The sequence below is a fragment of the Pinibacter aurantiacus genome, from assembly GCF_019130065.1.
Lineage (GTDB): Bacteria > Bacteroidota > Bacteroidia > Chitinophagales > Chitinophagaceae > Pinibacter > Pinibacter aurantiacus.
In genome coordinates this window covers 153,820-177,808 of sequence record NZ_JAHSPG010000012.1, presented here as the reverse complement: position 1 = coordinate 177,808, position 23,989 = coordinate 153,820, and the positions used below count along the sequence as shown (strand labels likewise).

Genomic DNA, 23,989 nt, shown 5'->3' with positions numbered 1-23,989 from the left:
GAGGGTCCTTGACGGATCACTTGCTGATTATACGCAGAAAAAATCAGTGCGAATCAGTTTAATCAGCGTAATCTGTGTGCTAATTTAGTATTCCATCAATGCTGGTCTTTGCGTTATTTCATGGTAACAGATACGGTCAACTGCAAAGTAATGAAAAACCATGCTCTTCCTGGTTTTAGCCTTGTTTGTATGAGGCTCTCCTCCATGTAAAAGATTGGCGTGCCAGATCAGGAGATCTCCTTTTTTTGCGGTGAAAACGCTTTTCTTAATATGTAGTTCTTCAATCTTTTTCTCAAGCATTTTTTCATATTCTGTGTAACCTTTTTTACCGATCAGCAGAAAGTTTCCATTGTTGTCATAGTCATCATTCAAATAGTAAGGTAAACTATGACTGCCGGGATAATAATGCAAAGGTCCATTGTCCAGCTCTATATCTTCCAAAGCTATCCATACGCCCAGCAATCCACCCAACGGAAAGGTCGTCATGTGAATGCTGTCTGAATGGGTTTTTTGCTCGCTGCCGGTAAGAAAATTAATGCTTTGAAATAATTTGATTTTATCCTGAATCAGCGCAGACAGTAATTCGATCAACCTTGGGTCTTCACCTATACTTCGCAAAAGCGCTGACTTGTGTATGGCAAACATGATCTTATTTCTATACTTGAAATCAATAGCCTGTTGTTTCAGCATCTCTTCGATTTCATTATTAATGGCGTCAACAGTTTCGCTGGTAAGATAGGAGTTGATAATAGCATAGCCTTGTGTTTCGAATTGCTCAATGCTTTTCTGAGAATCTGCTTCCAGTTTATTAAATAACTGTGTGTTTTCAACAGTCGTTATGTTGTCACTTTTGGGTATTGAATTTCTGTCGACCTTTTCAAAATCTTTATTGCAAACCGGAGAAAAATACCATTTCCGCAATCCTAGTTTTTTATAAATACGTGCGTTGTGCTGTAGTTTTTTCCTGTGAAAAAAATTGTACAACATGTACGAGGCTTTGAGTCGTTTAATCATATCGCTTAAGGGTTATAGAATAGCAGGAAGTAAATTAGACAGAAAAACATTTAATAACAAATATGAAAAAATGGCTCATAATAGCAGATCTTTATTTTGATTCATCTTCTCGTACCACAGCTGCACTAATCCAGAGGGGAAAGACATGCTGCGCTTAAGCTCCAGCCTTTGTATGTGCCTGCCTGGTTTAAAAAGAGAAACGCCATCACCAAGAAAAACAGGAATGACAGAAATGATGAAGCGATCTATCAAATCGTGTTTCATCAGCTCGAAAATAATCTCCGAGCCGCCGTCGCAAAAGATATTTTTGCCTTCTTGTTTTTGAAGATCTGCAATGAGTTCGGTTATCGGCCCGTTGAAGAAAGTAACGTTTTCATCGCTGCCTGTTTTTGAGTTGGAGAGTACAATCGTTTTTCTATCCTTGTGCCAAAAAGTGTCGGACAACGTTAAGACTTTGTCATAAGTTTTTCTTCCGAGAAGCACGGTGTCAACATTTTTGATGAAATCGAAATAGCCATAGTCTTCGCCTTCTCTATCCACCATGTCCAGCCAGCTGATATCATTGTCTTTGGTGGCTATATAACCATCAACGCTGCATGCAATAAAAATCATCACCTGCCTTTTGCTCATAATTTTACCAGTTTAATACTTGTAAAATTAGTTTCCATTCTTTGCCTTTTCGTATCCAGACGCGTAAATAATTTTCAACATTGTCGTGCACCGTTACGCTGCCATATACATAGGCGAAATCACCATTTTGTGTGAGTTCTCCTGCTATGGGAGTGAATTGCAATGTATCGGGAATTGAAATGATGGCAGATTTTACATTTTGCAAACCATAGTAAGGATGATCATTTTTTCTGTTGAACCAGGATTCACGGGTAACACGTTTATGGAACGCGAGGACGCCGATTTTTTTGTATTCATTTATGAAATCATTTTCTATCGACAATGCGCTTTGCGATTTAGCAACTTTTGTTGAACTAAAATCAGAGGTAAATATTTTCACCGCAGTTACCCTTTCTCCATTTGTACCATAAGACGCACCCATGTCAAGAATGGCTTTCCAATCGCCGTCCTTGTTGAGTTTCCAGATAGTGGTAAATTGTCCTCGGCCAGCATTGGTGTCATTTGCAGTTTGTTTGTAAGTGTAGGGCCCTGTAGAAAAACCGATGTCTTTTGTAGACGAAATGCCTACATATTCCGGCTCCCAATTTAAAACGCCGCCTTTATCGGCGTTAGTGCTGTACAATTGATAACCGTTCACTGCTTTACCTTTTACAAACACAACACAGCTCGTATCGAAGTTTGCTGTAAAGGCCTTGTTGATGCCTTGTTTTACTGACATGGCAGCAAATGCCCTTTCTGCACGTATGATTGATTCTCCGCTTTCTTGTGCATGCAACGACATGCTTAGCACTAACGGGATCATGATGATATGATACTTCATGAGAGGGTTATTTTGTTGGCACACTGATGACACTGATTGGACGGATTTTCACGGATTGGATGCGTCTAAATTAATATTTGCAATTGTTGGCTGGAACTGAAATGTGCTAAGCGGTGTCTAAAAAGTTTATGTGCGAAAAAGGCTTCGACAAACGCATCTCTCATGCTAAGTATGCAAAGAGATGCGCCTGTCAAAGCCTCGGTAAGAAAGCTTAATTTATGAAATCTTCTGAAATTAATCAGTGAAAATCCGTCCAATCAGTGTCATCAGTGTGCCATTTGTTTAGCCCTTTGGCTTGAACTTTATAACATCGTGCTTAATAGGAGTCACCGTTTGTATATACGAATAGATGCTTGACAAATCGCTTTCCGTCATGCCGCCATACATCGTCCAGGGCATGATCGTTTGCATATCTGTTGGCTTAAGCACAATGTTTTGGTTTGCGCTGTCTGCATAAAATTTGAACTTGGCAATGAACTGTTCTCTGGTCCAGTTACCAATACCGGTTTCCTTGTCGGGAGTAATGTTTGCTGAAGTAATTGTTCCCGATGGCATTGGAAATGATCTTCCACCAGCAAATGCAAAAGTCTCATCGTATTTTCCTTTATCAAACGGTGTATGACATTCGTGGCAGGCACTTCCGGTAAACAGATATTTACCATATGCAACACTGTCAGACGGAGAAGGCTTGGTTGTCAGCTCCGCTTTGGCAGGCATTGTGTTGATTAAAAAGTTCATTGGAAAATCGGAAGCACTGGTAGGCGGCTTGTTCTCAATTGCCGGAAGCGTACGTAAATAAGCGATCACCGCCTTGATGTCCTCCGCATCCATTTTGCCGTAGGAGTGATAAGGCATTACCGGAAAAATAGCCTGGCCATTTCTATCAACGCCCGTGGTGATGGTTCTGAAAATTTCGCCGTCGGTCCAGTTGCCGATGCCTGCCGGAGTGATATTTCTTGCAAAATATTTTCCGGGAAATCCCATTGTCTGATCAAATTGTTCGCCGCCTTTTCCTTGCGTGCCGGCGATGATAGGAGCGGAGAGTTTGCTCCAGTCGCGGGTACTGTGGCAATCGATACAAACAAAAACGTGATTGGCAAGGTACTCCCCACGTTGTACGAGCTCAGGAGTGGAGTTTACTTTAATATCGGAAGCAGGGCCAACGTTAGGCAGTCCGATCTTTACATAAGAGGCAATACCTACAACGCCAAGGATGATAATGAGCACCAGGATGCCCAGCACTTTAAGAACTTTTTTCATAATCAGGAAAGCATTTGGGTTTGTTTAAAAATGGGGTTTTTCACTTTGCCCTGTTGATTTTATGGGCAAAGGATTTACTGGATTGCTTTTTCAGTCAATCTTTTTTTCGTGGATAAAGTATAAAAGTTTTGTGGCTAAAAGAAGTGCGATGAAAACAAGATAGTTATATTTTTTTGTTTTTCCACCTGCCGCTGCGCATATATAAAAACGAGCAGGTAAACATGATGGACCAGTAGATCCACTCAGACATCCAGCCGTAAGTAATTGGAAGTTTTAATTTCTCTAAAACTATCCATGCATACAGCGAATACAGTGTAATTGCCAGCACTTCGATCATAAGGTTGATCTTCGTATTTCCGGTGCCTGTAACGGAATTGAGCCAAACCGTACCAAACGACATCAGTACCAGTGCCAGCGAAACGATGCGTACAACAGGAATGGCTTCCCGCACGAAATCTTCTCCCTGTCCAAACACTGATAAAAAGATCTGCGGAAAAATATTCAGCAGAATGCAAATGATCGTCGCAATGCCCGCACTCAGCTTTACGATCTTGCGAATAAGCTCCATCACACGATCCTGCATATTCTGTCCGATCACGTTGCTCACCATTGTATTTGCCGTGGCTGCAAATGCCCATGTAAACACACCAAACATGCCAAAGATGTTGCGCATCGTGTTTGAAATAGCAAGGTCCCTCGCCCCATGATGCTCAATCAAAATATAGAAAAATTCCCAGCTGATAATGCTGATGGCATATTGAAAAATCAATGGAGATGATTGTACAAGCAGCAGCCTGGTGTTTGTTTTGTCAAACTTCATTCCTTTGTACAAATGCAATTGATGGCTGATGCCTTTGTAGTGGATTACAGCAAACACCACAAACATGCCCATGAACTCTGCAATGATGGAAGCAATGGCAGCACCGTTAAAGCCGATTTCCGGCAGGCCCATTTTACCATAGATAAGTCCGTAGTCAAAGAAGATGTTGAAAAGGCTTTCTGCCAATGTGCCCGCAATAAGATATCTACTTTGATTGGTACCGACCAGCAATGCATTCCGCATTTGATATATGTACAAAAACGGAAGCCCCCAAATGCGTATGCGCAAAAACGAAATTGCTTTTTCATGTAACACCGCATCGTGAATGACTGCACGTAATATAGACGGTGCCACAAACCAGGTGAATAAAATGCCGAAGGCTGCAATGCCCAATGAAACAATAACGCCTTGTGTAAAAAGCTTGCCTATTTCCTCCACACGGTTCTCACCGGCACGCCGCGCAATAAGCGCCTGCAAGCCATTGTTAAGACCAGCGCCCAACACCGCAAAGATGAGATAGTACACGCCGGTAACACCTGCAGTTGCCAGCGACTCTTCACCTAAACCTCCCAGGAAAATATTGTTCGTTACAAAATTTATCTGGGGAATAAGTATGGAAAAGCTGATTGGCAGTGCAATTGCCAGTATTTGGCGGTTGGTGATTGCGATGCGAAGATCTGACATGAAACCAGGAATTAGAAATTAGAAATTAGGAATTAGAAATTAAGAGTGCTGTTTTCGTGAGTGAAGGTAACTTGTTAGAAATTCAAAAATAGGAGAGTATGCATTTTCTTCACAATGCTACACCTTCTAATTCCTAATTTCTAACTCCTAATTCCTAATACTCAAACTCCATCACCGTATTATCCTGTATAAGGCATTTGATAAACTTTCTGTGGGCGTCTTTAGAGCCTTGCACTTTCCAGAAGCCGCTGATCTGGTTACCACTCTTAGCTACCTTTTTATTGTGCGCCTCCAGTTTGTACTCTTTAAACAATCCATCAAATCGATTGAAGGTTTCGGGATCGTAGTTATAGACGATCTTGTAGTCGCGGATGAGATTATTGTGGTCGATCCATTTATCAATGAATTTGAAAGCGAGTAACACAAGAATAGTAACACCACAGCCGATGCACGCTATCCAGTAATGTCCTGCACCAATGGCCATGCCAAGGCTTGCTGTCACCCAAATAGAAGCCGCGGTAGTAATGCCACTCAGTCGATTTTCCATTTTGTAAATCACACCTGCACCCACAAAACCGATGCCTGTTACAATGTTGGAAGCGATCCTGTCTGGTGAGTTAGGACTTCCCACCAGTATGGACATCATCGTGAAAACAGTGGCGCCTACGCAAATCAGCACCATTGTACGCAGTCCGGCAGATTTACTACGGTACTCTCTTTCCGCACCAATGACGCCACCAATAATAATAGCGAAAACTACTTTTTCTAAAATTTCTTGCCAGGGCATAACAGTCGTTTTTTAGAAGTGATGTTCACTTTGTTTGAGGTTATGGCATAAGAGCGTTCACAAAATGTGTAAAGGTCCGCCAGTATTTATCTTTGTAAATGTCGAAAGATAAATCCATTTTGCCGGCATTCTTTAAGCTCATGTAATGAAGAATTTTAGAAGGCTTCCTAAAATCTTTACAAACAAAGTAAACCTCGCGTTTGTTGCCTCCCGTTTGATTTCCAAAGTTTAAAAAGCCCTCAGAATCCGGCAGCTCTTTAATAAGTTCTGCCTCCAGTTCTTCAATCATCGCTGTGGTCTTTTTATCAGGCATACCGTTGTGTCGCCTGCCATCATATTCAATTTTTACCGTTAGTATCCATGGGTGCGAAGGCTTGCTGTCCCAGTTCATTAACGAGGTGTTTATCACAGCCACCATTTCATGGCCATTGGGAAGCTTGGCAGACAAACCGGAATATTCATCTTTTTCTGTATCCCGCCATGTTTCCTCATATCTTTCAATAAACTCCTTTTCCCTCCAAATAAGATAATCTTTTAGTTTTTCGATGGGTATCAGGTCCGTCTGTGACGATTCCCTTCCCGCAATCGTTAAAAAGTCTATTGTGGTGGTGGCGTTTAACTCACCCAAAAAATTGTCCATGAAAATATATACCCCTGTTGAAATGGCCGTTTTGTCCTCCTCGTTAAAGTCATCAAACACAATGGTGACGTCAATTTCATCTGGAAAATCAGGATCTTGATTTGGAAAAAAATGCAGTTTTTCCTTTGAAAACTTATAGCCACTTATTTCCAGATTTATTTCATCTATGTGCACAGCCGGTTTTAACGCAGCAAACTTCCAGTTGGGCAGGGTAGGCGCAGCCGCCACTAATTCTTCAATAAAAACAATGTTTTCAATTTCGCCATCTGCCGCAAATGCCAGTTCGGCTATGCCTGACGTATGCATGCCCGCCACGTAATAAATCGTTTCCTTGATCTCATCCAATTGAGGAGATAGCTGGTCAAAAAAATCAGTCTGAATATTATCGCCTGTCTCAACGATTTTAAAGAACATTTGCTCATTCATACAGAACCAGTTCCAGAAATTTTCATAAGATGCCGTTACCTTCTTTTTGAAGTTCTTCTTCAATAAACTCATTACAATCCCAGGTTAATAATTTGAAAATTTTTCTACAAAGTATGCCGGCACAAAAGTTATGTGGATAAAATATATATAAATATTACTCAAAAAGTGACTTTTTAACCATGCAAAGCACAATATTATTCTAGTTTTGCAGTTCTTTAAAAAAAATTAAAAGAATCAGTGTCCTATGCAGCGTAAGTATACCCTTGAGGCATTACAAAATATTGGCGTATCCATGAAAAACAAAGTGTTTGGATTGGCGTTAATTGCCACCGTACCAGTATTGGCAACATCTTGTGGCCAATTATATTCGGAGAGTAAAGCGGCTAAAGTAGAAGCAGGAAAAGAGACAAGTAAGAACATCGACAGTGTGGTGGCGCCTGTAAAAAAGGACTCCGTTGCCATTGTTGACACTGCTGCATACGAGGCTAAATGGAAGCACCTGCTCAATGGTGACTCCTCCAAAAGATGGCAGTTCAATGCTCCTTTCGCAAACGCAGGAGCAATTTTACCTTATAAAAGAGTGATCGCTTATTACGGAAACCTGTATTCGAAAAATATGGGCATCCTCGGCGAATATCCGGAGCAGGAAATGCTGGATAAGCTGAACAAAGAAAAAGCAAAATGGGAAGCAGCAGACCCGGCAATGCCCGTTCAACCTGCTTTGCACTATATAGCTGTAACGGCCCAGGGAAGCGCCGGAAAAGACGGAAAGTACCGTTTGCGCATGCCTTTTGCCCAAATCGATAAGGTGCTGGCAATGGCTGCAAAAGCAGATGCCATCGTATTCCTGGACGTTCAGGTAGCATTCAGCGACTTGAAAACTGAAATTCCTTTATTGGAAAAATACCTAGCAATGCCAAACGTACACCTCGGTATCGATCCTGAATTCTCTATGAAAACAGGCAAGAAACCAGGCTCTGTGATTGGTACATTCGACGCGGCAGACATCAACTTCGCAGCAGATTACCTGCAAAGTCTTGTGAAGAAAAACAACCTGCCTCCAAAAATATTGGTAGTGCACAGATTTACACAGGCAATGGTGACCAACTACAAACAAATCAAAGTAAGTCCTGAAGTTCAGGTGGTAATGCACATGGACGGATGGGGTGAGCCAGCGCGTAAGATTGGTACTTACCAACACTTTATCCATGCGGAACCAGTTCAGTTCACCGGTTTCAAGATCTTCTACAAAAACGATACGAAGAGAGTGAACAGAGCGCAGGAAATGCAACCGGCAGATGTGCTGAAACTGAAGCCACAACCGGCGTATATACAGTATCAGTAATTCAATTAGGAATTAATAATTAATAATTAAGAATTAATAGTGCGGTTTTCGAAAGACCTGACAGGCTTCAAAAGTTTGTCAGGTCTTTTTATTTAATAACTGAATGACTGAATAATTGAATAACTGAAGGCTGAAGGTCTGAGAGGTTGAGAGACTATAAGCGGGTTTATCGTCGTAGAGGGCTTCGACAAGCTCAGCCTGACACCTTGGTTACGCTGTCACGCTGAGCTTGTCGAAGCGTTGCCGCACAGAAGCGTAACTGCATTCAATCATTCTGATCAACCTTAAACCATTCAGTTATTCAGTTATTCAGTTATTCAGTCATTCAGTTATTAAAGGGCATGGGATAGGGGCAGTTTTTTACAGCGGCTTTCGCTTCTGCAAGGCGAATTGTAAAAAACTCACTGGACATTGGATTGCTTTTCAATTTTGGACATTGGATTTTGGACTTAACATTGGATTTTAAACAGAGGAGTTTTTATACAACTCGTAATCGGTTGCAACGTCATCTCCTTTTGACAATACAAAGCTGCATCCTTTTTTATAACAAAAAAAGGATATTTGTCAAAATGATAATGTGACATTCATCACACTACCTCCCGGAAGGAGTTATGCGGCTTAAAGTTTCCCTTGTTACGCCAAGATATGAAGCGATATCCTGCTTCGGAACTCTTTGAAATAAAACGGGGTAGGTTCTGATGAGTTGGTCGTAACGTTGTTGGGTGGAGCTTATCAGGGAGTTAAGGATGCGCTGCTGCAAGGCAACGAAAGAGGCGGTTAATTTCATACGGAAGAAGTGCTCCATCTTATGCATTTCTCTGCATAATTTTTCGCGATTGGAAAGAGACAGACTAAGTAAAAGGCAGTCTTCAATGCAATCGACATACAACGTCGCAGGCGCCCTGTTGAAATAGGCATGGAAATCGCTTATCCACCAATCTTCCATGGCAAACTGTATCACGTGCTCCCGGTCATTTATATCCAGTTTATAGGCTTTTAAGCAGCCCTTAAGCACATAATACTCATGCTGCACATGCTCGCCCTCCTGAACGAGGAATTGATGTTTACGCAATTTCTTTGGCTTGAAAAAAGATGAGACGTACTCAAATTCTTCATCCGTGAGAGGAATAATCTTCTCAAAGTGTTTTCGAAGAGGTATGTAAATAGGCATAAGGTTATTTTAATCCTACTTTAAAGTTAAAAAGACCAGTTAAAAATGTCCACCCTATTTGTGTGATGTTTCTCAAGAAAAAATGGTAGAAACCAGCGAAATTCATCGTAAACCGCCAGTTTCCGGAAGCTCATTTTACAACATTATTAAACTCGTTTATCGTGAAGCTTCTGAACTCTCCTGGAGTAATAACACTGAAGGTATCTATAAGTTTATTCAATCTGTGAGAATCGGTAGGGATGGTCGTAGATAGTTTAAGATGCCTGTCTTTTGCAGAAGTTCTTTTGCAGAAGGGAAAACAACATTTTCGTAGTCGTCTCTTGTTAAATCACCAGTCGTTCTGAAGGCTGCAAGATTTTGTGGGACATTTGTTAGTTGCATGGTCATACAATTAAGCTTTTGGTTTTTTGCGCAAAACAGCATGCACATAAAAAATTGTGCCTGTGGTCTGATACAAAAAAACAAAAGGCGGTGTAGACACACCACCTCGCTCTTAACGATTGCTTGCCATAGAAAAACCGCAGTTACGGGCAGGTTCGAACTGCCGTGAAAGGTCTTGCAAACCTTTGCCTTACCACTCGGCCACGTAACTCATGTATTGTTCCGCGTTGGGTACACCCATTGTAAATACTTGTTTTCAATACTGTAGAAATAGCCTATTACAAGCGTTGCAATTGTTACTACAGTCACTAGTAGCCACGGATTAGGGTAAATAATGCTACAACCCAGTGCCACTAATAATAACCGACCAAACTCAAGATAGAATATCCATTTCTTTTGCTCCATAATGGCCCCACAGTTCACCAGTGTGATGATAATAACACCTGTAATAATTACCTGGTAAAATGCACTTACATAATGATCGAAGCCCATGAATAAGAACAGTAGCACCGTTATGGAAATCATTTGCCAAACCACATATTTATTCAAAGGCTTGTCTACTGTTGCTTCGGAATGTTTTATGTAAAAAATTTCCTCTGCTATTTCTCTGTTCCCTGGATCAATCACATCTGGTTTTTTGAACAACAGCCTGATCTTATTGAAAAATCCTTTTTCTTTTTTTACAGCAATCCATAGTTCAATGAAGAAATGAAAATGCTGCCACAAGAAACTAAAACTCTTCAAAGGCTTAGTGAGTCCGTATTGCGGCTCTTCTTCTTCGACTTGAAATGTGCCAAACAATTTATCCCAGATGATCAAAACATCGCCGTAGTTTTTATCAAGATACTTTTCATTACTCGCATGATGCACCCTGTGATGCGATGGAGTAACCAATATGTACTCAAGAAACCCGAGTTTGCCAATTACTCTTGTATGTATAAAGAAGGGGTACAGACCATGCACAATCAGTATGCTGGTGATCATTCCTGCAGGAAATCCTATTATGGGCAATATGCACCAGAAACCCGTACGCACAAAAGCCTGCAACACCGTAATACGTGCCGATACCGTATAGTTGAAATCTTCACTCTGGTGATGTACCACATGCACCGCCCAGAAAATGTTCCACTCGTGAGCAAGGCGATGGTACCAGTACCACACAAAATCCGTACACACCAACAACAAAATCCATGTCAACACATTTGCCCGTATGGTAAACAACGCAAAACGCTGTTGTAAGTATTCATACACATAGTAGAAGAGGCCTGCTACAAAAACATCCATCAGCCTTTCTGCAATGCCAATGCTGATATTCGCAATTGAATTATGCAGGTTGAAATAATCCAGTTTCTTTTTTCTTGCAATAAGAAATTCAAGCAGAATAAAGAATATAAATAGTGGAACCGCTAAAGCGATTATGTTAAACTTCATTGGATACTTATATAAATTAACGCTTCAGGCAATACTCATCCGGTGGACGTAATAACGACCAATAAAGGTTTTTAGAGAATTGACAGTGAAAAAAATAAACTGAATTTTTTGCGGGACTGTAAGCTGAATAGATTGGCAGCCATCCTTACTTTATATACATCGTGCTTTAGAAGAGTGTAACATCATTTGCTATTTATATTGCAAGATTATTTAAAAAATATTAGTCCACAAAATTTGTGGACTAATATTTTTTAAAAATTTGAAAATTTGAGGATTTGAAAATTTGAAAATGGCTCTGGTGTACCATTGGTTATTTATCACTGGCAGCTTTAAGCGCTGGTAGTTTTAAATGGCAACTGATACACAAAAAGAATTTTCAAATTTTCAAATCCTCAAATTTTCAAATTGGCTGTGACGGAGTCACAGCTGGTGCCGCTTCACATATCTATCCATTGAAAACGCACCACCACCGTGAATAAGAAACAGGATAAGCAGGATAAGAATGACAGATGATAATACAAATTCTGGCTCAACCGATAGAATGCCGGGACGGTTAACAAATATAACGGCGCCCAAAAGAATAGGAATTTGCAATGCTGCTGCTACACGGGTGTACAAACCGGCAATTAACAATACCCCGCCAAGCAAGTGTGCAACTGTTATGTAGAAAGATAAAAATGCCGCAAACTGATCTATTTTTCTCAGGTTCGTATTAACGATCATGTTTTCAAGCTCGCGAGCGTGACTTATGAAAGATATGCCTTTAAAAACAAGGAGCAATCCCAGCGCTACTCTTAAAAAAACAAGCCATTCCCACTTGCGGGATTGGCTTGCACTATCTATATTTTTAGTAATGCCCATAACCCACTTATTAAACTTTTAAAGAATAACGCATCACTGCTTTTGCGCAGGTGCGAATTGGCTCTACTAAGTTACTAATAAGTCAAGGCCCCCCATAACCTATTTAAAAAAGGGCCCTGTTTTTGGACAAACCGAAAAAAAATCTTATATTCTTCTAAACCAACCGGACAGATGTATCTGATACTGGTTAAGGTTTTTCAGTGATTTGTTATAATGTAGCTCTTCTAATTCATTAATAATCTCTCTGTTATTGTACAGGTAGACCATGCTGGTGTAGATATCTTTGGTAACGATCAATTTATCACCTTTTGTATCCACTAGTTTATATGAATCGCGGGAATGATCCAGCGTGAGGTTATATTTTTCTGAGAATATTTTTTGCAGGATTTTATGCTCTGCATCGTTCAAAGTATAAAAGTGGTTCTCTACAATAAACAATTTGTTATTGTAGAAATGGAACTGCGTAAATACTTTGGTTTTTAAAAATTTGCTTTTGTAAATGAGGATCTTTCTTTCCTGGATGATTTCGCATTTGTATTCAAGTATGGGCGAACCCATTTGCCTGCGTACATACGACAGCGAGCTTCCCAAAGGAATGTCAAAAGCCTGTATGTTGTTTTGAACTTGAATGACGCCGTCAACATCATTATAAAGCGAGAGGATCTCCTGTACGTCTGCCGACTTGGTGATCTTTTGTTCGTAATAGTTCTTTTTGGAATAATAAGAACTAATGCCAGTTTTAGGCAGGATATTGGATAGTATGCTCATGGCTACTACAGTTTTTAAATAGGTTATTGTTTAACTTGTTTTTACACGGGACTTGAATCTGCGCCAAAGTAATAACTTTTTGTTTCATATTTTATTGTGTGGAAGGTTATTTTAAATTTATAAGTGAAAGCACTTATCCGAGAGGGTAGAATCCCAACAATCAAAGGTGATGATAACCGTTAGTGCTCACTGGGGAAAATTACTCTCGTAGAAATACGGTAAAATTTGACGGCGTTTAAATGAATTATCTTTATAAAAAAGAAACATGGAAGAGAAAGATTTTATGGAGATGGCGATCAGGCTTTCGGAAAAAAGCATTTCAACCAACGAGGGCGGTCCTTTCGGTTGTGTGATTGTAAAAGACGGGAAGGTAATAGGAGAGGGATGGAATAGGGTTACGTCTACCAACGATCCTACGGCACATGCAGAAGTGGTGGCAATAAGAGACGCCTGCAAGAATCTTAATTCATTTCAACTCGAGGGTTGTGAAATATATACTTCATGCGAGCCTTGCCCTATGTGTCTTGGCGCCATCTACTGGGCGAGACCAAAGAAAGTCTACTTTGCCAGTACCCATGAAGATGCCGCCGATGCAGGCTTTGATGATTCCTTCATTTACACCGAGATCAATAAGGAAGTTCAGCATCGTCGCATTCCCATGGTGCAACTTGGCAGAGAAAAAGCAAAGCTTGTTTTTGAAGCATGGAAAGGAAAGGAAGGGAAGGTGGAGTATTGAGGAAAATTAATAATTAATAATTAAGAATTAAGAGGTGTCACATCATAAGGTTCATTCAACCTTGTTCTGTGTCCAAATTAACAGGGGCAACATTCAATAGTGAATGTTGCCCCTGTTAATTATTAATTATTAATTCGCCTTCGGCAAATTGTGTATCACCACGTACGCCAATACAATCAGCACCAAAACGATCACCACAGCCATATAGATCCACGGTTCTTCCTTCAGCCGGCGCTTGTTTTTTCTTGCCTTTTTTTCGCCCAGCCTTTTGTGCAGGTCATTGTTTATCTGATCAACAAAAAAGTTTATTTTTTTATTGTCCTTAAACGATTGCAGCCCCTCCATTGCATCATTCATAAAGTCATTGTCAACCGTATCTTCTTCTATCGCATGCTTTTCAGCCTCGGATAGCTTGCCGCTGATATAATCCATCAGTTGCTGGTTATCAATGTCTTTATTGCTATTGCTCAATATGTTAATTAAATCAGGTTTCATTTCACTTCATAATACAAACGTTCAACTAATCATTTTCTTGTGTTATTGCTCTCCAGCATGAGTTTCAGATTGCGTTTGCCATTCTGGATAAAGCTCTTTACCTGCATCAGGGAAAAGCCCGTATCATCGGCAATTTGCTGGTACGATTTCTTTTCAAGATAGAACAAAGTTACGCATTGCTGTTGTTCTTTGCTTAAATGAGTAAGCGCTTCCTGCAGGCGGTTGTAGGTTTTCTCTTTTTCTATCATTTGCTCCACGGCCGGTTCATCGCTCGGCAGTGGCATATTCTCGTTAATGCTAACAGGTATTTTTCCTGCGTTGCGCAGTTGCATAAGGCAATGGTTTTTGGCCACCATATACAGCCATGATTTGAAATAGTCAACCTTGTATTTCTGCAGTTCTGTAATGGCTTTCAGAAAAACCTGTTGTGTTGCATCTTTCGCCTCATCCTCATCTTTCAAATATTTCATGCATACACCAAACAGCAGCATTGTATAACGCTCCAGCAAAATACCAAGCCATTTGTTATTCCTGTCTTTGTAGAAATTCTCTAATAACGAACTGTCTGCGATATGTTGAAATCTGTTATCGTTCACCGGCTGAAATTATGTTTTTTCATCTGTTTATTTGTTATCCTATTTTGACCAGATGCCCACCTGATCGAACGGGCAGGGAATTCGCATGAAAATGAATTTCTTTTGCATGGCAACATTGTTGTCATGCTCATTTCATCTATCTTTAAGATGCATAGAACGTGCAAATTCCATAAAAAAGTATAAAAGAAGAATTCGAATATGCCTTACGCAGTATGTTGTGTGCCTGTTAGCCCCTTACGTGCAGAACCTTCACACCGAAGTGAAATGGTTACCCAGCAATTGTTTGGAGAGCCTTGTCAAATTTTGGAGCGTGAAAAGGACCACTGGATAAAAATTCGTTGTCAGTACGACAATTATGAAGGCTGGTGCCAGGACAGCCACGTAACATCCATAGATGAAGATCAATTTAGAAAAGGAGAAAGACATCTTACACCTGAATGGGTGAATGAATTGGAATATAACGGCCATCAAATGATGGTGCCATTTGGCAGCAGTCTTACCGCTATGAAAAACGGGAATGCGCTTTGGCGTCGGAATAGTGTTCACTATAAAGGAAAGACCTGGGACCCTTATGAGATAAAGCCTTCAGGCAAAATCATCAAGCAGCTCGCCTTCAAATTTTATAACACGCCATATTTGTGGGGTGGTAAAAGCATATTTGGAATTGATTGCAGTGGCTTTGCGCAAACGGTTTATAAGTTCATCGGTATTCCGTTGTTGCGCGACACCTATCAGCAAGCAACACAGGGCGAAATAGTGGGCTTTTTGCAGGAAGCAAAATGCGGTGATCTCGCTTTCTTTGACAACGAGGACAGAAGAATCACGCATGTTGGCATCTTATTGAATGCTCACGAAATCATCCATGCCTCTGGCAAAGTGCGCGTTGATAAAATAGACAGTCAGGGAATCGTAAACAGCGAAACAGCCCAGAGAACGCATCAGTTGAGGATTATAAAGCGGTATTTTGAGGAATAATCAATCGCAAAATAAATTAATAATTAATAATTAAGAATTAATAGGGTGCCCGAGAAAAGGATAGCTAGTAGTCTAAATATTCAGGAATAAAAATGGGCACCACTCAGTAATGAATGATGCCCTATTAATTATTCTTTATTAATTATTAATTACTTCTTAAAAAGCTTCTTATAGTTCTCAATTCCTTCTTCCACAATAGCAAGCGCTCTTGTTTTATCCTGGAACTCTTCTACGCTTACAGTTTTGTTTTCAAGCGTTTTATATTCTTCGAAGAAGTGACGCAGTTCGCTAAAGAAGTGTTTAGGCAATTCTTCAATATTGTTGTAGTGGTTAACACCGGGATCGTTTGCCGCAACAGCAATGATTTTATCATCCGCATCGCCGCCATCGATCATTTGCATAACACCGATAACTTTTGCTTCCATCAAGCACATAGGCACAACTGGAAGTGAAGTGATCACCAGTATATCCAGTGGATCTTTATCGTCGCCAAATGTTTGAGGAATAAATCCATAATTACATGGATAGTAGAAAGAAGAATAAATAACACGGTCAAGTTTCAATAAGCCACTCTCTTTGTCAATTTCATACTTCGCCCTTGAACCTTGTGGAATTTCAATAACAGCCGTTACAACTCTGGGCGCATTTTCACCATAGGATACGCCGTGCCATGGATGTGATACAGTTAGCATATTCATTTTTTAATTACGAGGTGCAAACCTACGTCAAAAATGAACAAGTAACAATGGAATATTAATAATGTATCATTAAGTATTAATTATGTATAAACGGCATGAAAATCAGTAAAACAGACAGCTTTAGCGGTTTTTTTGAAAAAAATCTAACCGTTTTGCACTTTTATTTAATCGCCATTATCAGCATTCCTGCGGCTATCAAGGTAATGGCAATGGCCGTTTTAAGTGTAATCGGCTCCTTTAAAAAGACAAAAGCAAGCAGCACCGTCAACACAATACTGCCCTTATCAATAGCACTTACGGCTGCTACTTTACCGACCTGCAGGGCTCTGAAATAGAATATCCACGACAGTCCAGTAGCAACTGCGGAAAGAATAAGAAATATCCAGTTATTCTTCGTGAGCGAACTGATCTGACTGGTATAACCGCGAAAGAATACGATTCCCCAGGCAATGAAAAGAATGATCACCGTGCGAATGGCCATAGCCAGGTCGCTGTTGATGTCTTTTAATCCCGCTTTCGCGAAAATGGCTGTTAGCGCTGCAAATACGGCAGAAAGAATGGCGAATATTAACCAGGAAGGCATGGTTTTTTTTCTAAAAGTAGGCAAGAAAGTGGAAGAGAAATTGAAAATTAGTTGAGAGTTGAGAGTTCTTTGATTGCAGAAATTTTCACTGCAGCAACTCTCAATTCTCCACTCTCCACTCTCAACTCGGTTTATTTTTCTGTTTTTGCTTTCTCAACTTGTCTAATATGGCAGCCACAACCTTCCTTCTTCTTGAGAATGATTCTGAAAGATTTTTTTCTCCGGCGTACGGGCTACCGAGTTTGGCAACACCAATTTTTTGGGAAGAATAAATGCCTGAATGCCCGCTGAAAAAGTAAGAGATGAAACATGCGAGTGCAAAGAATAAAATATGCTCGCCCCCGAAAAGCTCTACACCCATAATGGTACAGGCAATAGGAGTGTTGGTGGCTGCTGCAAATACGGCAATAAAACCGAGCGCCGCAAAAAGATCTACGGGCGCATGAAAGAGAATTGCAAGCGTATTTCCAAGAGCTGCACCAATGAAAAACAGAGGTGTCACTTCACCGCCTTTAAAGCCGCTGCTTAATGTAATGGCTGTGAACAATAGTTTCCAAAACCAACTGAAATATGTTGCGCCACCTTCATTGAATGCATTTACAATGCTTACACCATTGGGGTTTGGACTTGTAACACCAAGACCCAAATAATCATCGGTGCCTAAAATATATGTCAATACGATAATGATGATCGCACCTACCACCGGTATGAACCAATCGATCTTTATGAATCGTTGAAACGTTTTCTTTAGGAACGAGGTAAGATCGGCAAACAGAAATGCCGCCAGTCCGAATGCGATGGCGCTTACAACAATTTTCCAAAGCAATTGGAATGAATCAGCAGAAAAATATTGCAGCGTATTTTTAAACAGGATGTGATATTGCGTGTGATGAATGCCCCATACGCTACATGTGTAGTTCGCAATGATGGCAGCGAAAATACAGGGTAGTAAAGCATTGTAGCGAATGCGGCCAATGGTGAGCACTTCCATGGCGAAAATAGCGCCGGTTACTGGGGTGCCAAATACCGCTCCGAAACCCGCTGCAATGCCAGCCGTCAGCAGTATTTGAAGTGAATCTTTATCAGTTGTTCTGAACCAGCCTGCAATGGCTGCAGAAATACTGCCGCCCATTTGCACAGCGGTTCCTTCGCGACCCGCGGAGCCTCCAAATAAATGTGTAACGATTGTGCTGAAAAGTACCAGTGGAGCCATTCTTTTAGGAATTCCGGCAGACGGTTCGTGAATTTCTTCTATCAATAAATTATTTCCTTTCTCTGCATTTTTTCCAATGCTTTTGTACAGGAAATGAATAAGCAATCCACCCAAAGGAAGTAAAAACAATAACCACGGAAATTGTTGCCTGGTTGTGGTGGCTTTGTCCAGCAGCCAAAGGAAAAGTGCGACCGCCGAACCAATGCAGATTGAAATGGGAACGACCTGCAATAAGAGAATGACTAAACGTAAAGAACCGGGAAATCTTTCTTTTAAGTTGGAGTAAAACGACATACCTACAAATGTTTTATTTGTTTAACTATTGTAGGCGCCATCAGCTTTGCAGCGGTTGGGTAGGGAAGACACCATTTCCCTTTTTTAATGGAGAGTTGATAGTTGAAAGTTGAGAGTGATTTGTTTTCTGATGCAAGTTGCTTTATAAACCATAACTCTCAACTCTCCCTTCTCCACTCTCAATTAGTACCTGTGTATTTTCTTCAAATCTACTTTCCAATCTCCGTTTGAACGAATGATGAACAATACAGTTGTATCGTTTCTTTTAAAAGTATTGGTATAAGCGTAGCTCACAATAGAATCGCTAACGTTTTCGATCTTAATGGGAAGGATGTTTGCGTTCTTGTAATTGATTTTGTTCTCGTTGCTTAATTTATCGTAATTCTCATCTTTCCATTTTCTCAGGATCATTACGTTCATAGAATCCTTCAGCATGTAATTCATTGCTCTGTCGTAATCGCCATCTAGCGACGCACGGATAAAAAGTCTGCCGGCATCCTGGGCATCTTCTGCTTTTTCAAGACCTGCGTTCGAATTGCTGCCACAGGCAAAAAGTGCGGAAGAAATGGCAAAAAATAGAAGTAATTTTTTCATAACCCGGTTGTTATATGTGCAAACATAGGTTTTTTTAGTGGAGAGTTGAAAGTTGAGAGTGGAGAGTTTAGTTTAAGTTAGGAATTGAAAGTTGAAGCTGAAAGTGGCTGGCATTAAAGGTGAGTCGCACTCGACTAGTTACGTTATTTGCGATAAAAATCGAAAGTTTGAATAGTAGCCATAAAAAAAGCAGCAGACCAAACGGCCCGCTGCTTAATGTTATTTTTAGAAATTCATAAAATCAGTTGAGCAAAATGGAAACCAGAACTGAACAGTAAGCTAACTCTCAACTCTCCATTCTCCATTCTCAACTTGTCTGATTGTCCCTTTCATACGCCCTGATGATCGCTTTAACCAATCTGTGACGAACAACGTCTTCTTCGTCAAGCTCGATGTGGGCGATGCCGTCAACATTGTTAAGAATGCGCACGGCCTTTTCTAATCCGCTCCTTTGGTTTTTAGGAAGATCGACCTGCGTCATATCGCCGGTAATGATCGCCTTTGCATTGGCTCCGATACGGGTAAGGAACATTTTCAATTGCAGGTCGGTAGCGTTCTGTGCCTCATCAAGAATGATGAAAGCGTTATCCAGCGTACGACCGCGCATGTAAGCAAGCGGTGCAATTTCAATGGTTCTTGTAGTCATATAGTAGCCAAGTTTGTCGGCTGGTATCATATCGTCCAAAGCATCATACAATGGACGCAGATATGGATCGATCTTTTCTTTTAAATCGCCAGGTAAGAAACCAAGGCTTTCTCCCGCTTCTACTGCGGGACGCGTAAGAATGATCTTTTTCACCTGCTTGTTCTTCAGGGCACGTACCGCCAATGCTACTGCGGTATATGTTTTACCTGTACCGGCAGGTCCGATTGCAAATAAAATGTCATTCTTGTCTGTTGCAGAAACCATTCTTTTCTGATTCGCTGTACGGGCTCTGACCGTTTTGCCGTTTGGTCCGAAAACCAACACGTCGTTAGGATTGCGATCAACAAAATGATCGATTGTTTCCTGATCGTCGCCACCCAGGATCTGTTCGAAATAGTTTTCGCTCATGTGCCCGTTTCGCTGCAGATATTGCACCAGCAATTCAATTTTTTCTTTAGCTGATTCAATTTGTTCCGGAGCGCCACTTAGTTTGATCTGTGTTCCTCTTGAAAGGATTTTTAGTAATGGAAATTTTTTCTTTAGAATGTCTAGTTTTCCGTTGTTAACACCAAAAAACTCAATGGGGTTAACGGTTTCCAGGTTAATAATTGTTTCAGTCAAAGTGGTTCAGTTTAAGTTCTAAAATAGTTATTTGAACTGAGGCGGGAGGCCGATGAACTTTGTAGTATTTATCGTTACTAACGATGTTCCAGCCTTTATCCAAATTTAATTGTTGGTTTTATTCATTCCAATTTTCATTTATCCCCAGTTGTGGATATTCTTTTGAAGAAGTTGTTGGTTATTAGCAGTTATAAGTTGATAGACTGTGCATGCTTGTGGACATTCCAAAATGAATTCACTTTCCATTTTCAACTTTCAACTCTCAACTCTCAACTTTTCAAAGAACATCTCTCTCGTTACTTCAAAACATTGTACATCCTTGTTTTCCTCCTTTATAATTTTTGTTCTTTGTAAGAACTTGTCTAATATTTTAATCGAATTTTTATTTTCTACCATCGCGTGTGCAACTACCTTGTCGACATTTAGTTTGTTGAAACCATATTCCAGTACAGCAATTGCGGCTTCGGTCGCGTAACCTTTTCCCCAATATTTACGAAAAAAGCGATAGCCCAGATCAATGTTATGGTCATCGATCTTTTTGAGTCCGCACCAACCAAGAAATGCATCATCTTCCTTGCGGTAAACGGCCCATCTGCCAAAGCCCATTAAATATTGTGGTAAAATGATGTTCACTAGCACATCATGTGCTTCTGCGAGATCTTTCATTGAAGCGTTTCCTGTAAATTTCACAACTTCTTCATCCGAATTAAGATCAAAAAGGATTTGCTCGTCGCCCTCACGAAACAGCCTGAAATACAAGCGGGCAGTAGAAAAAAGAACATCCATCATATATGCAATTTAAGATAAAATGGTTAAAAAACGAGTTAAGAAATTGTAAGGCTGAATGCCTAATGCATAACGCTAAACGCATGTGAACGTCGACTTTCGGCAGCGTTAAGCGTTAGGCGTTTAGCATTCAGTATTTTCCAAAAAAATCCCCTTGCAATTGAACTCTTTTTTCTGTAATTTGTTAATAGAGAATTAACGTTACTTTTTTGGCTGATCGACTCTTTCAACTTCCGTTTTTGCGCGAGCAAAAAAGACTCTCTCATTCTACCAACTTGAAGATTTTCCTCGTCTACAATCTTTACGGACATCCAATTCCATTTTGGGAAACTATGCAAATATCCATGGGCTAACAGATTGATTAAAGATTAAACCTCAGTGTATGAAAGCCTGTCCCTTTTTATTGCTGTGCGCAATAATAACTTTTGAAGCCTGCTCAAAATCAGACTCCACTAATAACGCTACATCCAATGCACTCAACTCTGGCATCAGCCAACAGGTTCCTAATCTCAAAGTAGATAGTGCCATTAGCAGCTTTATGAGAAAATACAATATTCCCGGCGCTGCACTCGCCATTTCCAGGAACGGAAAAATGGTTTACCTCAAAGGCTATGGTTTTGCGGATGCAACTTCCAAAACCTCCGTAACAGGGTCCAGCCTATTTAGAATTACAGGCTTAAGCAAAACGTTTACAGCTGTTGCCATTATGAAATTGGTGGAAGATAAAAGGCTTACCCTCGATACAAAAGTATTTGGCGCAGATGGCGTTCTCGGAACCACTTACGGAACGCAACCGTACAACACCAATCTGCAAGGCATAACTGTTCGCGATCTTATGCAGGAAACAACAGGCTGGCCGGCTGATGGCGAAGATCCTATGTATGTTCATTCAGACTATAATGCTTCGCAGCTTGTTTCATGGACATTGGATAACAGGCCTCTGACAGTTGCTCCCGGAACAACATATTTGTCATCGAACTTTACCTATTTTTTATTGGGAAGAATAATAGAAAAAATTACTAACGTTTCTTACAAAGACTATGTAAAAGTGAAAGTGCTGGAACCTTGCGGTATCGGCGACATGCAAATCGCGGGAAACACAAAGAAAGACCGCAAACAAAATGAAGTAACTTACTACGGCTACAGCGATGAAGACCCATATGGCTTTAACATTGCGCGCATGGATGCAGATGCGGGATGGCTCGCAAACGCGCAGGATATTTTGAAATTTTTAGTAAGTACAGATGGCTTTACCTCAAAAGCGGATTTGTTAACCAGTGCTTCTTTGCAAGCCATAACAATGCCTCCCGCCGGTTCAAACTATGCAAGCGGCTGGTTTGTGAACGGCGACAACTGGACAAACATCGGCAATCTTCCCGGCTCAAGCAGTGAAATTGTAAGAACGGGTGGTGGCTTCTGCTGGACAATCCTTTGCAACTCCCGCAGCACTGATGCAAATTATCTAACCGATCTCGATAATATTATTTGGTCCGTTGTAAACAATAAAGACACGCAATGGCCAGCAGCGAACATTGATCTGTTCTAATGACTGAGTAACTGAATAATTGAATAACTGAATGGTTGTAAAATTAAGAGTTTGTGCAAACCGGAACTTTCAGTTATTCAATTATTCAGTTGTTCAGTCATTCTTTAAAATGCAGGTATTCAGGCAACAAGGAGTTTTAACATTCTTTGACCACTCTCGCCCAATTTTCCGGCGTAAATTTGCACCATCAAATAATTGCAATTCTCACTTAGCTATTTAAGAAATCTGCACAGATAAAGATAATACTACAGCAATTGTAGTAAACATTATATCGACCTCATTTGATAATGGTAAATAGACTTGTCTTCATTTTTTGAAGCAAGTCAATTATAAGACCTTATAAAGAAAAGGAGAATTTATGAAACAGTTAGAAGGTAAAATAGCACTCGTAACAGGAGCAGGATCCGGTATCGGACGTGAAGTGGCATACTTGTATGCAGCAGAAGGAGCGAAGGTGGTAGTATCTGATATCAATGAAAAAGGCGGTAATGAAACCGTAGACGAGATCAAGAAAAAGGGTGGTGAAGCGTTCTTTGTGAAAGCCGATACTTCAAAAGCAGCCGACAATGAAGCGCTGGTCAATAAAACCGTAGAGAAGTATGGAGCATTGCACATTGCGTGCAACAATGCAGGTATTGGTGGCCCATCTGCACCGGTAGGAGAATACCCGGTAGATGGCTGGGAAAAGGTGATAGGCATTAACCTGTCAGGTGTTTTCTATGGCATGCGCTACCAAATACCAGCCATGCTAAAAGCAGGAGAAGGCGCCATTGTAAACATGGCATCAATTTTAGGTCAGGCAGGGTTTAGAGGCTCTGTAGCTTATGTTGCCGCGAAACATGGAGTGGTAGGTGCAACAAAAACTGCGGCAATTGAATACGGCAGTAAGAACATTCGTGTGAATGCAGTAGGCCCCGGTTTTATTGAAACACCTTTGCTGCAGGGAATGGATAAACAGGCGCACGACGGATTGGTGAGTTTGCATCCAATCGGCAGATTGGGTAAGCCTGAGGAAGTAGCTGAGCTTGTACTGTTCTTAAGCTCGCCAAAAGCATCATTCATCACAGGTGCGTATTATCCTGTTGATGGTGCATACCTGGCGCAGTAGGCATTTGATGGCACACAGATGACACGGATTAGACGGATTTACACAGATTTTTTTCGTGCT

Annotated in this window: 25 protein-coding genes, 1 tRNA gene and 1 riboswitch; of the genes, 5 read left to right on the top strand and 21 right to left on the bottom strand. The window is 40.7% G+C overall.

Annotation, left to right across the window (positions count from 1 at the left end; translation table 11 throughout):
* Positions 1-84 precede the first annotated feature (84 nt).
* The 7 genes from KTO63_RS15205 to KTO63_RS15175 all read right to left on the bottom strand — a co-directional run bounded on the left by KTO63_RS15205 (position 85) and on the right by KTO63_RS15175 (position 7,153).
* Positions 85-1,014, bottom strand: coding sequence for a phytanoyl-CoA dioxygenase family protein (locus KTO63_RS15205; RefSeq protein WP_217792224.1), 930 nt, complete (start codon positions 1,012-1,014; stop codon positions 85-87).
* A gap of 75 nt (positions 1,015-1,089) precedes the next feature.
* Positions 1,090-1,644: a dihydrofolate reductase family protein gene (locus tag KTO63_RS15200; RefSeq protein ID WP_232373195.1), complete on the bottom strand. Its 555-nt coding sequence runs from the start codon at positions 1,642-1,644 to the stop codon at positions 1,090-1,092.
* Positions 1,645-1,648: 4 nt separating this feature from the next.
* The gene (locus KTO63_RS15195; protein ID WP_217792223.1) at positions 1,649-2,464 is read right to left on the bottom strand and encodes a Cif family virulence factor; all 816 of its coding nucleotides are present in this window, start codon (positions 2,462-2,464) and stop codon (positions 1,649-1,651) included.
* A 282-nt stretch (positions 2,465-2,746) separates the two neighbouring features.
* Positions 2,747-3,724 (bottom strand): c-type cytochrome, encoded by a 978-nt coding sequence (locus tag KTO63_RS15190; protein ID WP_217792222.1) that lies wholly within the window; start codon positions 3,722-3,724, stop codon positions 2,747-2,749.
* Positions 3,725-3,887: 163 nt separating this feature from the next.
* Entirely contained in the window at positions 3,888-5,228 is a 1,341-nt protein-coding gene (locus tag KTO63_RS15185; protein ID WP_217792221.1) for an MATE family efflux transporter, read from the bottom strand.
* 154 nt (positions 5,229-5,382) lie between these two features.
* Positions 5,383-6,015 carry an MgtC/SapB family protein gene (locus KTO63_RS15180; protein ID WP_217792220.1) on the bottom strand — a complete coding sequence of 211 codons (633 nt, stop codon included), beginning with the start codon at positions 6,013-6,015 and terminating at the stop codon, positions 5,383-5,385.
* A gap of 40 nt (positions 6,016-6,055) precedes the next feature.
* On the bottom strand, positions 6,056-7,153 hold the full coding sequence (locus KTO63_RS15175; RefSeq protein WP_217792219.1) for a DUF695 domain-containing protein: 1,098 nt from the start codon (positions 7,151-7,153) through the stop codon (positions 6,056-6,058).
* Between the two features lie 172 nt (positions 7,154-7,325).
* Here KTO63_RS15175 and KTO63_RS15170 point away from each other — a divergent pair, with 172 nt between their 5' ends.
* Positions 7,326-8,426 carry a hypothetical protein gene (locus tag KTO63_RS15170; protein ID WP_217792218.1) on the top strand — a complete coding sequence of 367 codons (1,101 nt, stop codon included), beginning with the start codon at positions 7,326-7,328 and terminating at the stop codon, positions 8,424-8,426.
* A gap of 592 nt (positions 8,427-9,018) precedes the next feature.
* Here the strand turns inward: KTO63_RS15170 and KTO63_RS15165 are convergent.
* From KTO63_RS15165 to KTO63_RS15140, 6 genes are all read right to left on the bottom strand, one after another.
* Positions 9,019-9,597, bottom strand: a complete 579-nt coding sequence (locus tag KTO63_RS15165) for a Crp/Fnr family transcriptional regulator (protein WP_232373194.1) — start codon at positions 9,595-9,597, stop codon at positions 9,019-9,021.
* Positions 9,598-9,813: 216 nt separating this feature from the next.
* Positions 9,814-9,984 (bottom strand): hypothetical protein, encoded by a 171-nt coding sequence (locus tag KTO63_RS15160; protein ID WP_217792217.1) that lies wholly within the window; start codon positions 9,982-9,984, stop codon positions 9,814-9,816.
* A 134-nt stretch (positions 9,985-10,118) separates the two neighbouring features.
* Positions 10,119-10,189: transfer RNA gene (locus tag KTO63_RS15155), tRNA-Cys, on the bottom strand.
* Positions 10,189-11,409, bottom strand: coding sequence for a sterol desaturase family protein (locus KTO63_RS15150; protein WP_217792216.1), 1,221 nt, complete (start codon positions 11,407-11,409; stop codon positions 10,189-10,191). Before KTO63_RS15150 ends, KTO63_RS15155 begins: the two co-directional genes overlap by 1 nt.
* A 420-nt stretch (positions 11,410-11,829) precedes the next feature.
* The gene (locus KTO63_RS15145) at positions 11,830-12,270 is read right to left on the bottom strand and encodes a DoxX family protein (RefSeq protein WP_217792215.1); all 441 of its coding nucleotides are present in this window, start codon (positions 12,268-12,270) and stop codon (positions 11,830-11,832) included.
* A gap of 144 nt (positions 12,271-12,414) precedes the next feature.
* The gene (locus KTO63_RS15140) at positions 12,415-13,038 is read right to left on the bottom strand and encodes a hypothetical protein (protein ID WP_217792213.1); all 624 of its coding nucleotides are present in this window, start codon (positions 13,036-13,038) and stop codon (positions 12,415-12,417) included.
* A gap of 265 nt (positions 13,039-13,303) precedes the next feature.
* Between KTO63_RS15140 and KTO63_RS15135 the strand changes: the two genes are divergently transcribed.
* Positions 13,304-13,774 (top strand): nucleoside deaminase, encoded by a 471-nt coding sequence (locus tag KTO63_RS15135; RefSeq protein ID WP_217792212.1) that lies wholly within the window; start codon positions 13,304-13,306, stop codon positions 13,772-13,774.
* Positions 13,775-13,903: 129 nt separating this feature from the next.
* On the opposite strand, the gene KTO63_RS15130 is transcribed toward KTO63_RS15135, so the two are convergent.
* Positions 13,904-14,269: a hypothetical protein gene (locus KTO63_RS15130; RefSeq protein ID WP_217792211.1), complete on the bottom strand. Its 366-nt coding sequence runs from the start codon at positions 14,267-14,269 to the stop codon at positions 13,904-13,906.
* A 29-nt stretch (positions 14,270-14,298) separates the two neighbouring features.
* The gene (locus KTO63_RS15125; RefSeq protein WP_217792209.1) at positions 14,299-14,865 is read right to left on the bottom strand and encodes an RNA polymerase sigma factor; all 567 of its coding nucleotides are present in this window, start codon (positions 14,863-14,865) and stop codon (positions 14,299-14,301) included.
* Positions 14,866-15,063: 198 nt separating this feature from the next.
* Between KTO63_RS15125 and KTO63_RS15120 the strand changes: the two genes are divergently transcribed.
* Positions 15,064-15,840 carry a C40 family peptidase gene (locus KTO63_RS15120; protein WP_217792208.1) on the top strand — a complete coding sequence of 259 codons (777 nt, stop codon included), beginning with the start codon at positions 15,064-15,066 and terminating at the stop codon, positions 15,838-15,840.
* 149 nt (positions 15,841-15,989) lie between these two features.
* Here the strand turns inward: KTO63_RS15120 and KTO63_RS15115 are convergent, their stop codons facing one another.
* The 6 genes from KTO63_RS15115 to KTO63_RS15090 form a co-directional block, all read right to left on the bottom strand.
* On the bottom strand, positions 15,990-16,532 hold the full coding sequence (locus KTO63_RS15115; RefSeq protein ID WP_217792207.1) for an inorganic diphosphatase: 543 nt from the start codon (positions 16,530-16,532) through the stop codon (positions 15,990-15,992).
* Between the two features lie 166 nt (positions 16,533-16,698).
* The gene (locus KTO63_RS15110) at positions 16,699-17,121 is read right to left on the bottom strand and encodes an EamA family transporter (RefSeq protein WP_217792206.1); all 423 of its coding nucleotides are present in this window, start codon (positions 17,119-17,121) and stop codon (positions 16,699-16,701) included.
* Between the two features lie 121 nt (positions 17,122-17,242).
* Positions 17,243-18,628 carry a voltage-gated chloride channel family protein gene (locus tag KTO63_RS15105; RefSeq protein WP_217792204.1) on the bottom strand — a complete coding sequence of 462 codons (1,386 nt, stop codon included), beginning with the start codon at positions 18,626-18,628 and terminating at the stop codon, positions 17,243-17,245.
* A 24-nt stretch (positions 18,629-18,652) separates the two neighbouring features.
* Positions 18,653-18,716, bottom strand: a riboswitch (Fluoride riboswitch).
* A gap of 95 nt (positions 18,717-18,811) precedes the next feature.
* Positions 18,812-19,222 carry a hypothetical protein gene (locus KTO63_RS15100; protein WP_217792198.1) on the bottom strand — a complete coding sequence of 137 codons (411 nt, stop codon included), beginning with the start codon at positions 19,220-19,222 and terminating at the stop codon, positions 18,812-18,814.
* A 307-nt stretch (positions 19,223-19,529) separates the two neighbouring features.
* Complete coding sequence (locus tag KTO63_RS15095) at positions 19,530-20,489, bottom strand: PhoH family protein (RefSeq protein WP_217792196.1); 960 nt, start codon at positions 20,487-20,489, stop codon at positions 19,530-19,532.
* Positions 20,490-20,744: 255 nt separating this feature from the next.
* A complete protein-coding gene (locus tag KTO63_RS15090) occupies positions 20,745-21,278 on the bottom strand; it encodes a GNAT family N-acetyltransferase (RefSeq protein WP_217792194.1) in 534 nt (177 codons plus the stop codon).
* A 379-nt stretch (positions 21,279-21,657) separates the two neighbouring features.
* Here KTO63_RS15090 and KTO63_RS15085 point away from each other — a divergent pair, with 379 nt between their 5' ends.
* Both KTO63_RS15085 and KTO63_RS15080 read left to right on the top strand, forming a co-directional pair.
* Positions 21,658-22,821 (top strand): serine hydrolase domain-containing protein, encoded by a 1,164-nt coding sequence (locus KTO63_RS15085; protein WP_217792191.1) that lies wholly within the window; start codon positions 21,658-21,660, stop codon positions 22,819-22,821.
* A 358-nt stretch (positions 22,822-23,179) separates the two neighbouring features.
* Positions 23,180-23,929 (top strand): SDR family NAD(P)-dependent oxidoreductase, encoded by a 750-nt coding sequence (locus tag KTO63_RS15080; protein ID WP_217792189.1) that lies wholly within the window; start codon positions 23,180-23,182, stop codon positions 23,927-23,929.
* The last annotated feature ends 60 nt before the right edge of the window (positions 23,930-23,989 follow it).

What these genes read in the sequence shown, in the direction of transcription:
- KTO63_RS15110 (WP_217792206.1), bottom strand. Translation starts at nt 17,121, where the DNA reads ATGCCTTCCTGGTTAATATTCGCCATTCTTTCTGCCGTATTTGCAGCG.
- KTO63_RS15085 (WP_217792191.1), top strand. Translation starts at nt 21,658, where the DNA reads ATGAAAGCCTGTCCCTTTTTATTGCTGTGCGCAATAATAACTTTTGAA.
- KTO63_RS15180 (WP_217792220.1), bottom strand. Translation starts at nt 6,015, where the DNA reads ATGCCCTGGCAAGAAATTTTAGAAAAAGTAGTTTTCGCTATTATTATT.
- KTO63_RS15150 (WP_217792216.1), bottom strand. Translation starts at nt 11,409, where the DNA reads ATGAAGTTTAACATAATCGCTTTAGCGGTTCCACTATTTATATTCTTT.
- KTO63_RS15140 (WP_217792213.1), bottom strand. Translation starts at nt 13,038, where the DNA reads ATGAGCATACTATCCAATATCCTGCCTAAAACTGGCATTAGTTCTTAT.
- KTO63_RS15115 (WP_217792207.1), bottom strand. Translation starts at nt 16,532, where the DNA reads ATGCTAACTGTATCACATCCATGGCACGGCGTATCCTATGGTGAAAAT.
- KTO63_RS15130 (WP_217792211.1), bottom strand. Translation starts at nt 14,269, where the DNA reads ATGAAACCTGATTTAATTAACATATTGAGCAATAGCAATAAAGACATT.
- KTO63_RS15105 (WP_217792204.1), bottom strand. Translation starts at nt 18,628, where the DNA reads ATGTCGTTTTACTCCAACTTAAAAGAAAGATTTCCCGGTTCTTTACGT.
- KTO63_RS15135 (WP_217792212.1), top strand. Translation starts at nt 13,304, where the DNA reads ATGGAAGAGAAAGATTTTATGGAGATGGCGATCAGGCTTTCGGAAAAA.
- KTO63_RS15170 (WP_217792218.1), top strand. Translation starts at nt 7,326, where the DNA reads ATGCAGCGTAAGTATACCCTTGAGGCATTACAAAATATTGGCGTATCC.
- KTO63_RS15185 (WP_217792221.1), bottom strand. Translation starts at nt 5,228, where the DNA reads ATGTCAGATCTTCGCATCGCAATCACCAACCGCCAAATACTGGCAATT.
- KTO63_RS15160 (WP_217792217.1), bottom strand. Translation starts at nt 9,984, where the DNA reads ATGACCATGCAACTAACAAATGTCCCACAAAATCTTGCAGCCTTCAGA.
- KTO63_RS15190 (WP_217792222.1), bottom strand. Translation starts at nt 3,724, where the DNA reads ATGAAAAAAGTTCTTAAAGTGCTGGGCATCCTGGTGCTCATTATCATC.
- KTO63_RS15090 (WP_217792194.1), bottom strand. Translation starts at nt 21,278, where the DNA reads ATGATGGATGTTCTTTTTTCTACTGCCCGCTTGTATTTCAGGCTGTTT.
- KTO63_RS15120 (WP_217792208.1), top strand. Translation starts at nt 15,064, where the DNA reads ATGCCTTACGCAGTATGTTGTGTGCCTGTTAGCCCCTTACGTGCAGAA.
- KTO63_RS15205 (WP_217792224.1), bottom strand. Translation starts at nt 1,014, where the DNA reads ATGATTAAACGACTCAAAGCCTCGTACATGTTGTACAATTTTTTTCAC.
- KTO63_RS15195 (WP_217792223.1), bottom strand. Translation starts at nt 2,464, where the DNA reads ATGAAGTATCATATCATCATGATCCCGTTAGTGCTAAGCATGTCGTTG.
- KTO63_RS15100 (WP_217792198.1), bottom strand. Translation starts at nt 19,222, where the DNA reads ATGAAAAAATTACTTCTATTTTTTGCCATTTCTTCCGCACTTTTTGCC.
- KTO63_RS15165 (WP_232373194.1), bottom strand. Translation starts at nt 9,597, where the DNA reads ATGCCTATTTACATACCTCTTCGAAAACACTTTGAGAAGATTATTCCT.
- KTO63_RS15145 (WP_217792215.1), bottom strand. Translation starts at nt 12,270, where the DNA reads ATGGGCATTACTAAAAATATAGATAGTGCAAGCCAATCCCGCAAGTGG.
- KTO63_RS15080 (WP_217792189.1), top strand. Translation starts at nt 23,180, where the DNA reads ATGAAACAGTTAGAAGGTAAAATAGCACTCGTAACAGGAGCAGGATCC.
- KTO63_RS15200 (WP_232373195.1), bottom strand. Translation starts at nt 1,644, where the DNA reads ATGAGCAAAAGGCAGGTGATGATTTTTATTGCATGCAGCGTTGATGGT.
- KTO63_RS15175 (WP_217792219.1), bottom strand. Translation starts at nt 7,153, where the DNA reads ATGAGTTTATTGAAGAAGAACTTCAAAAAGAAGGTAACGGCATCTTAT.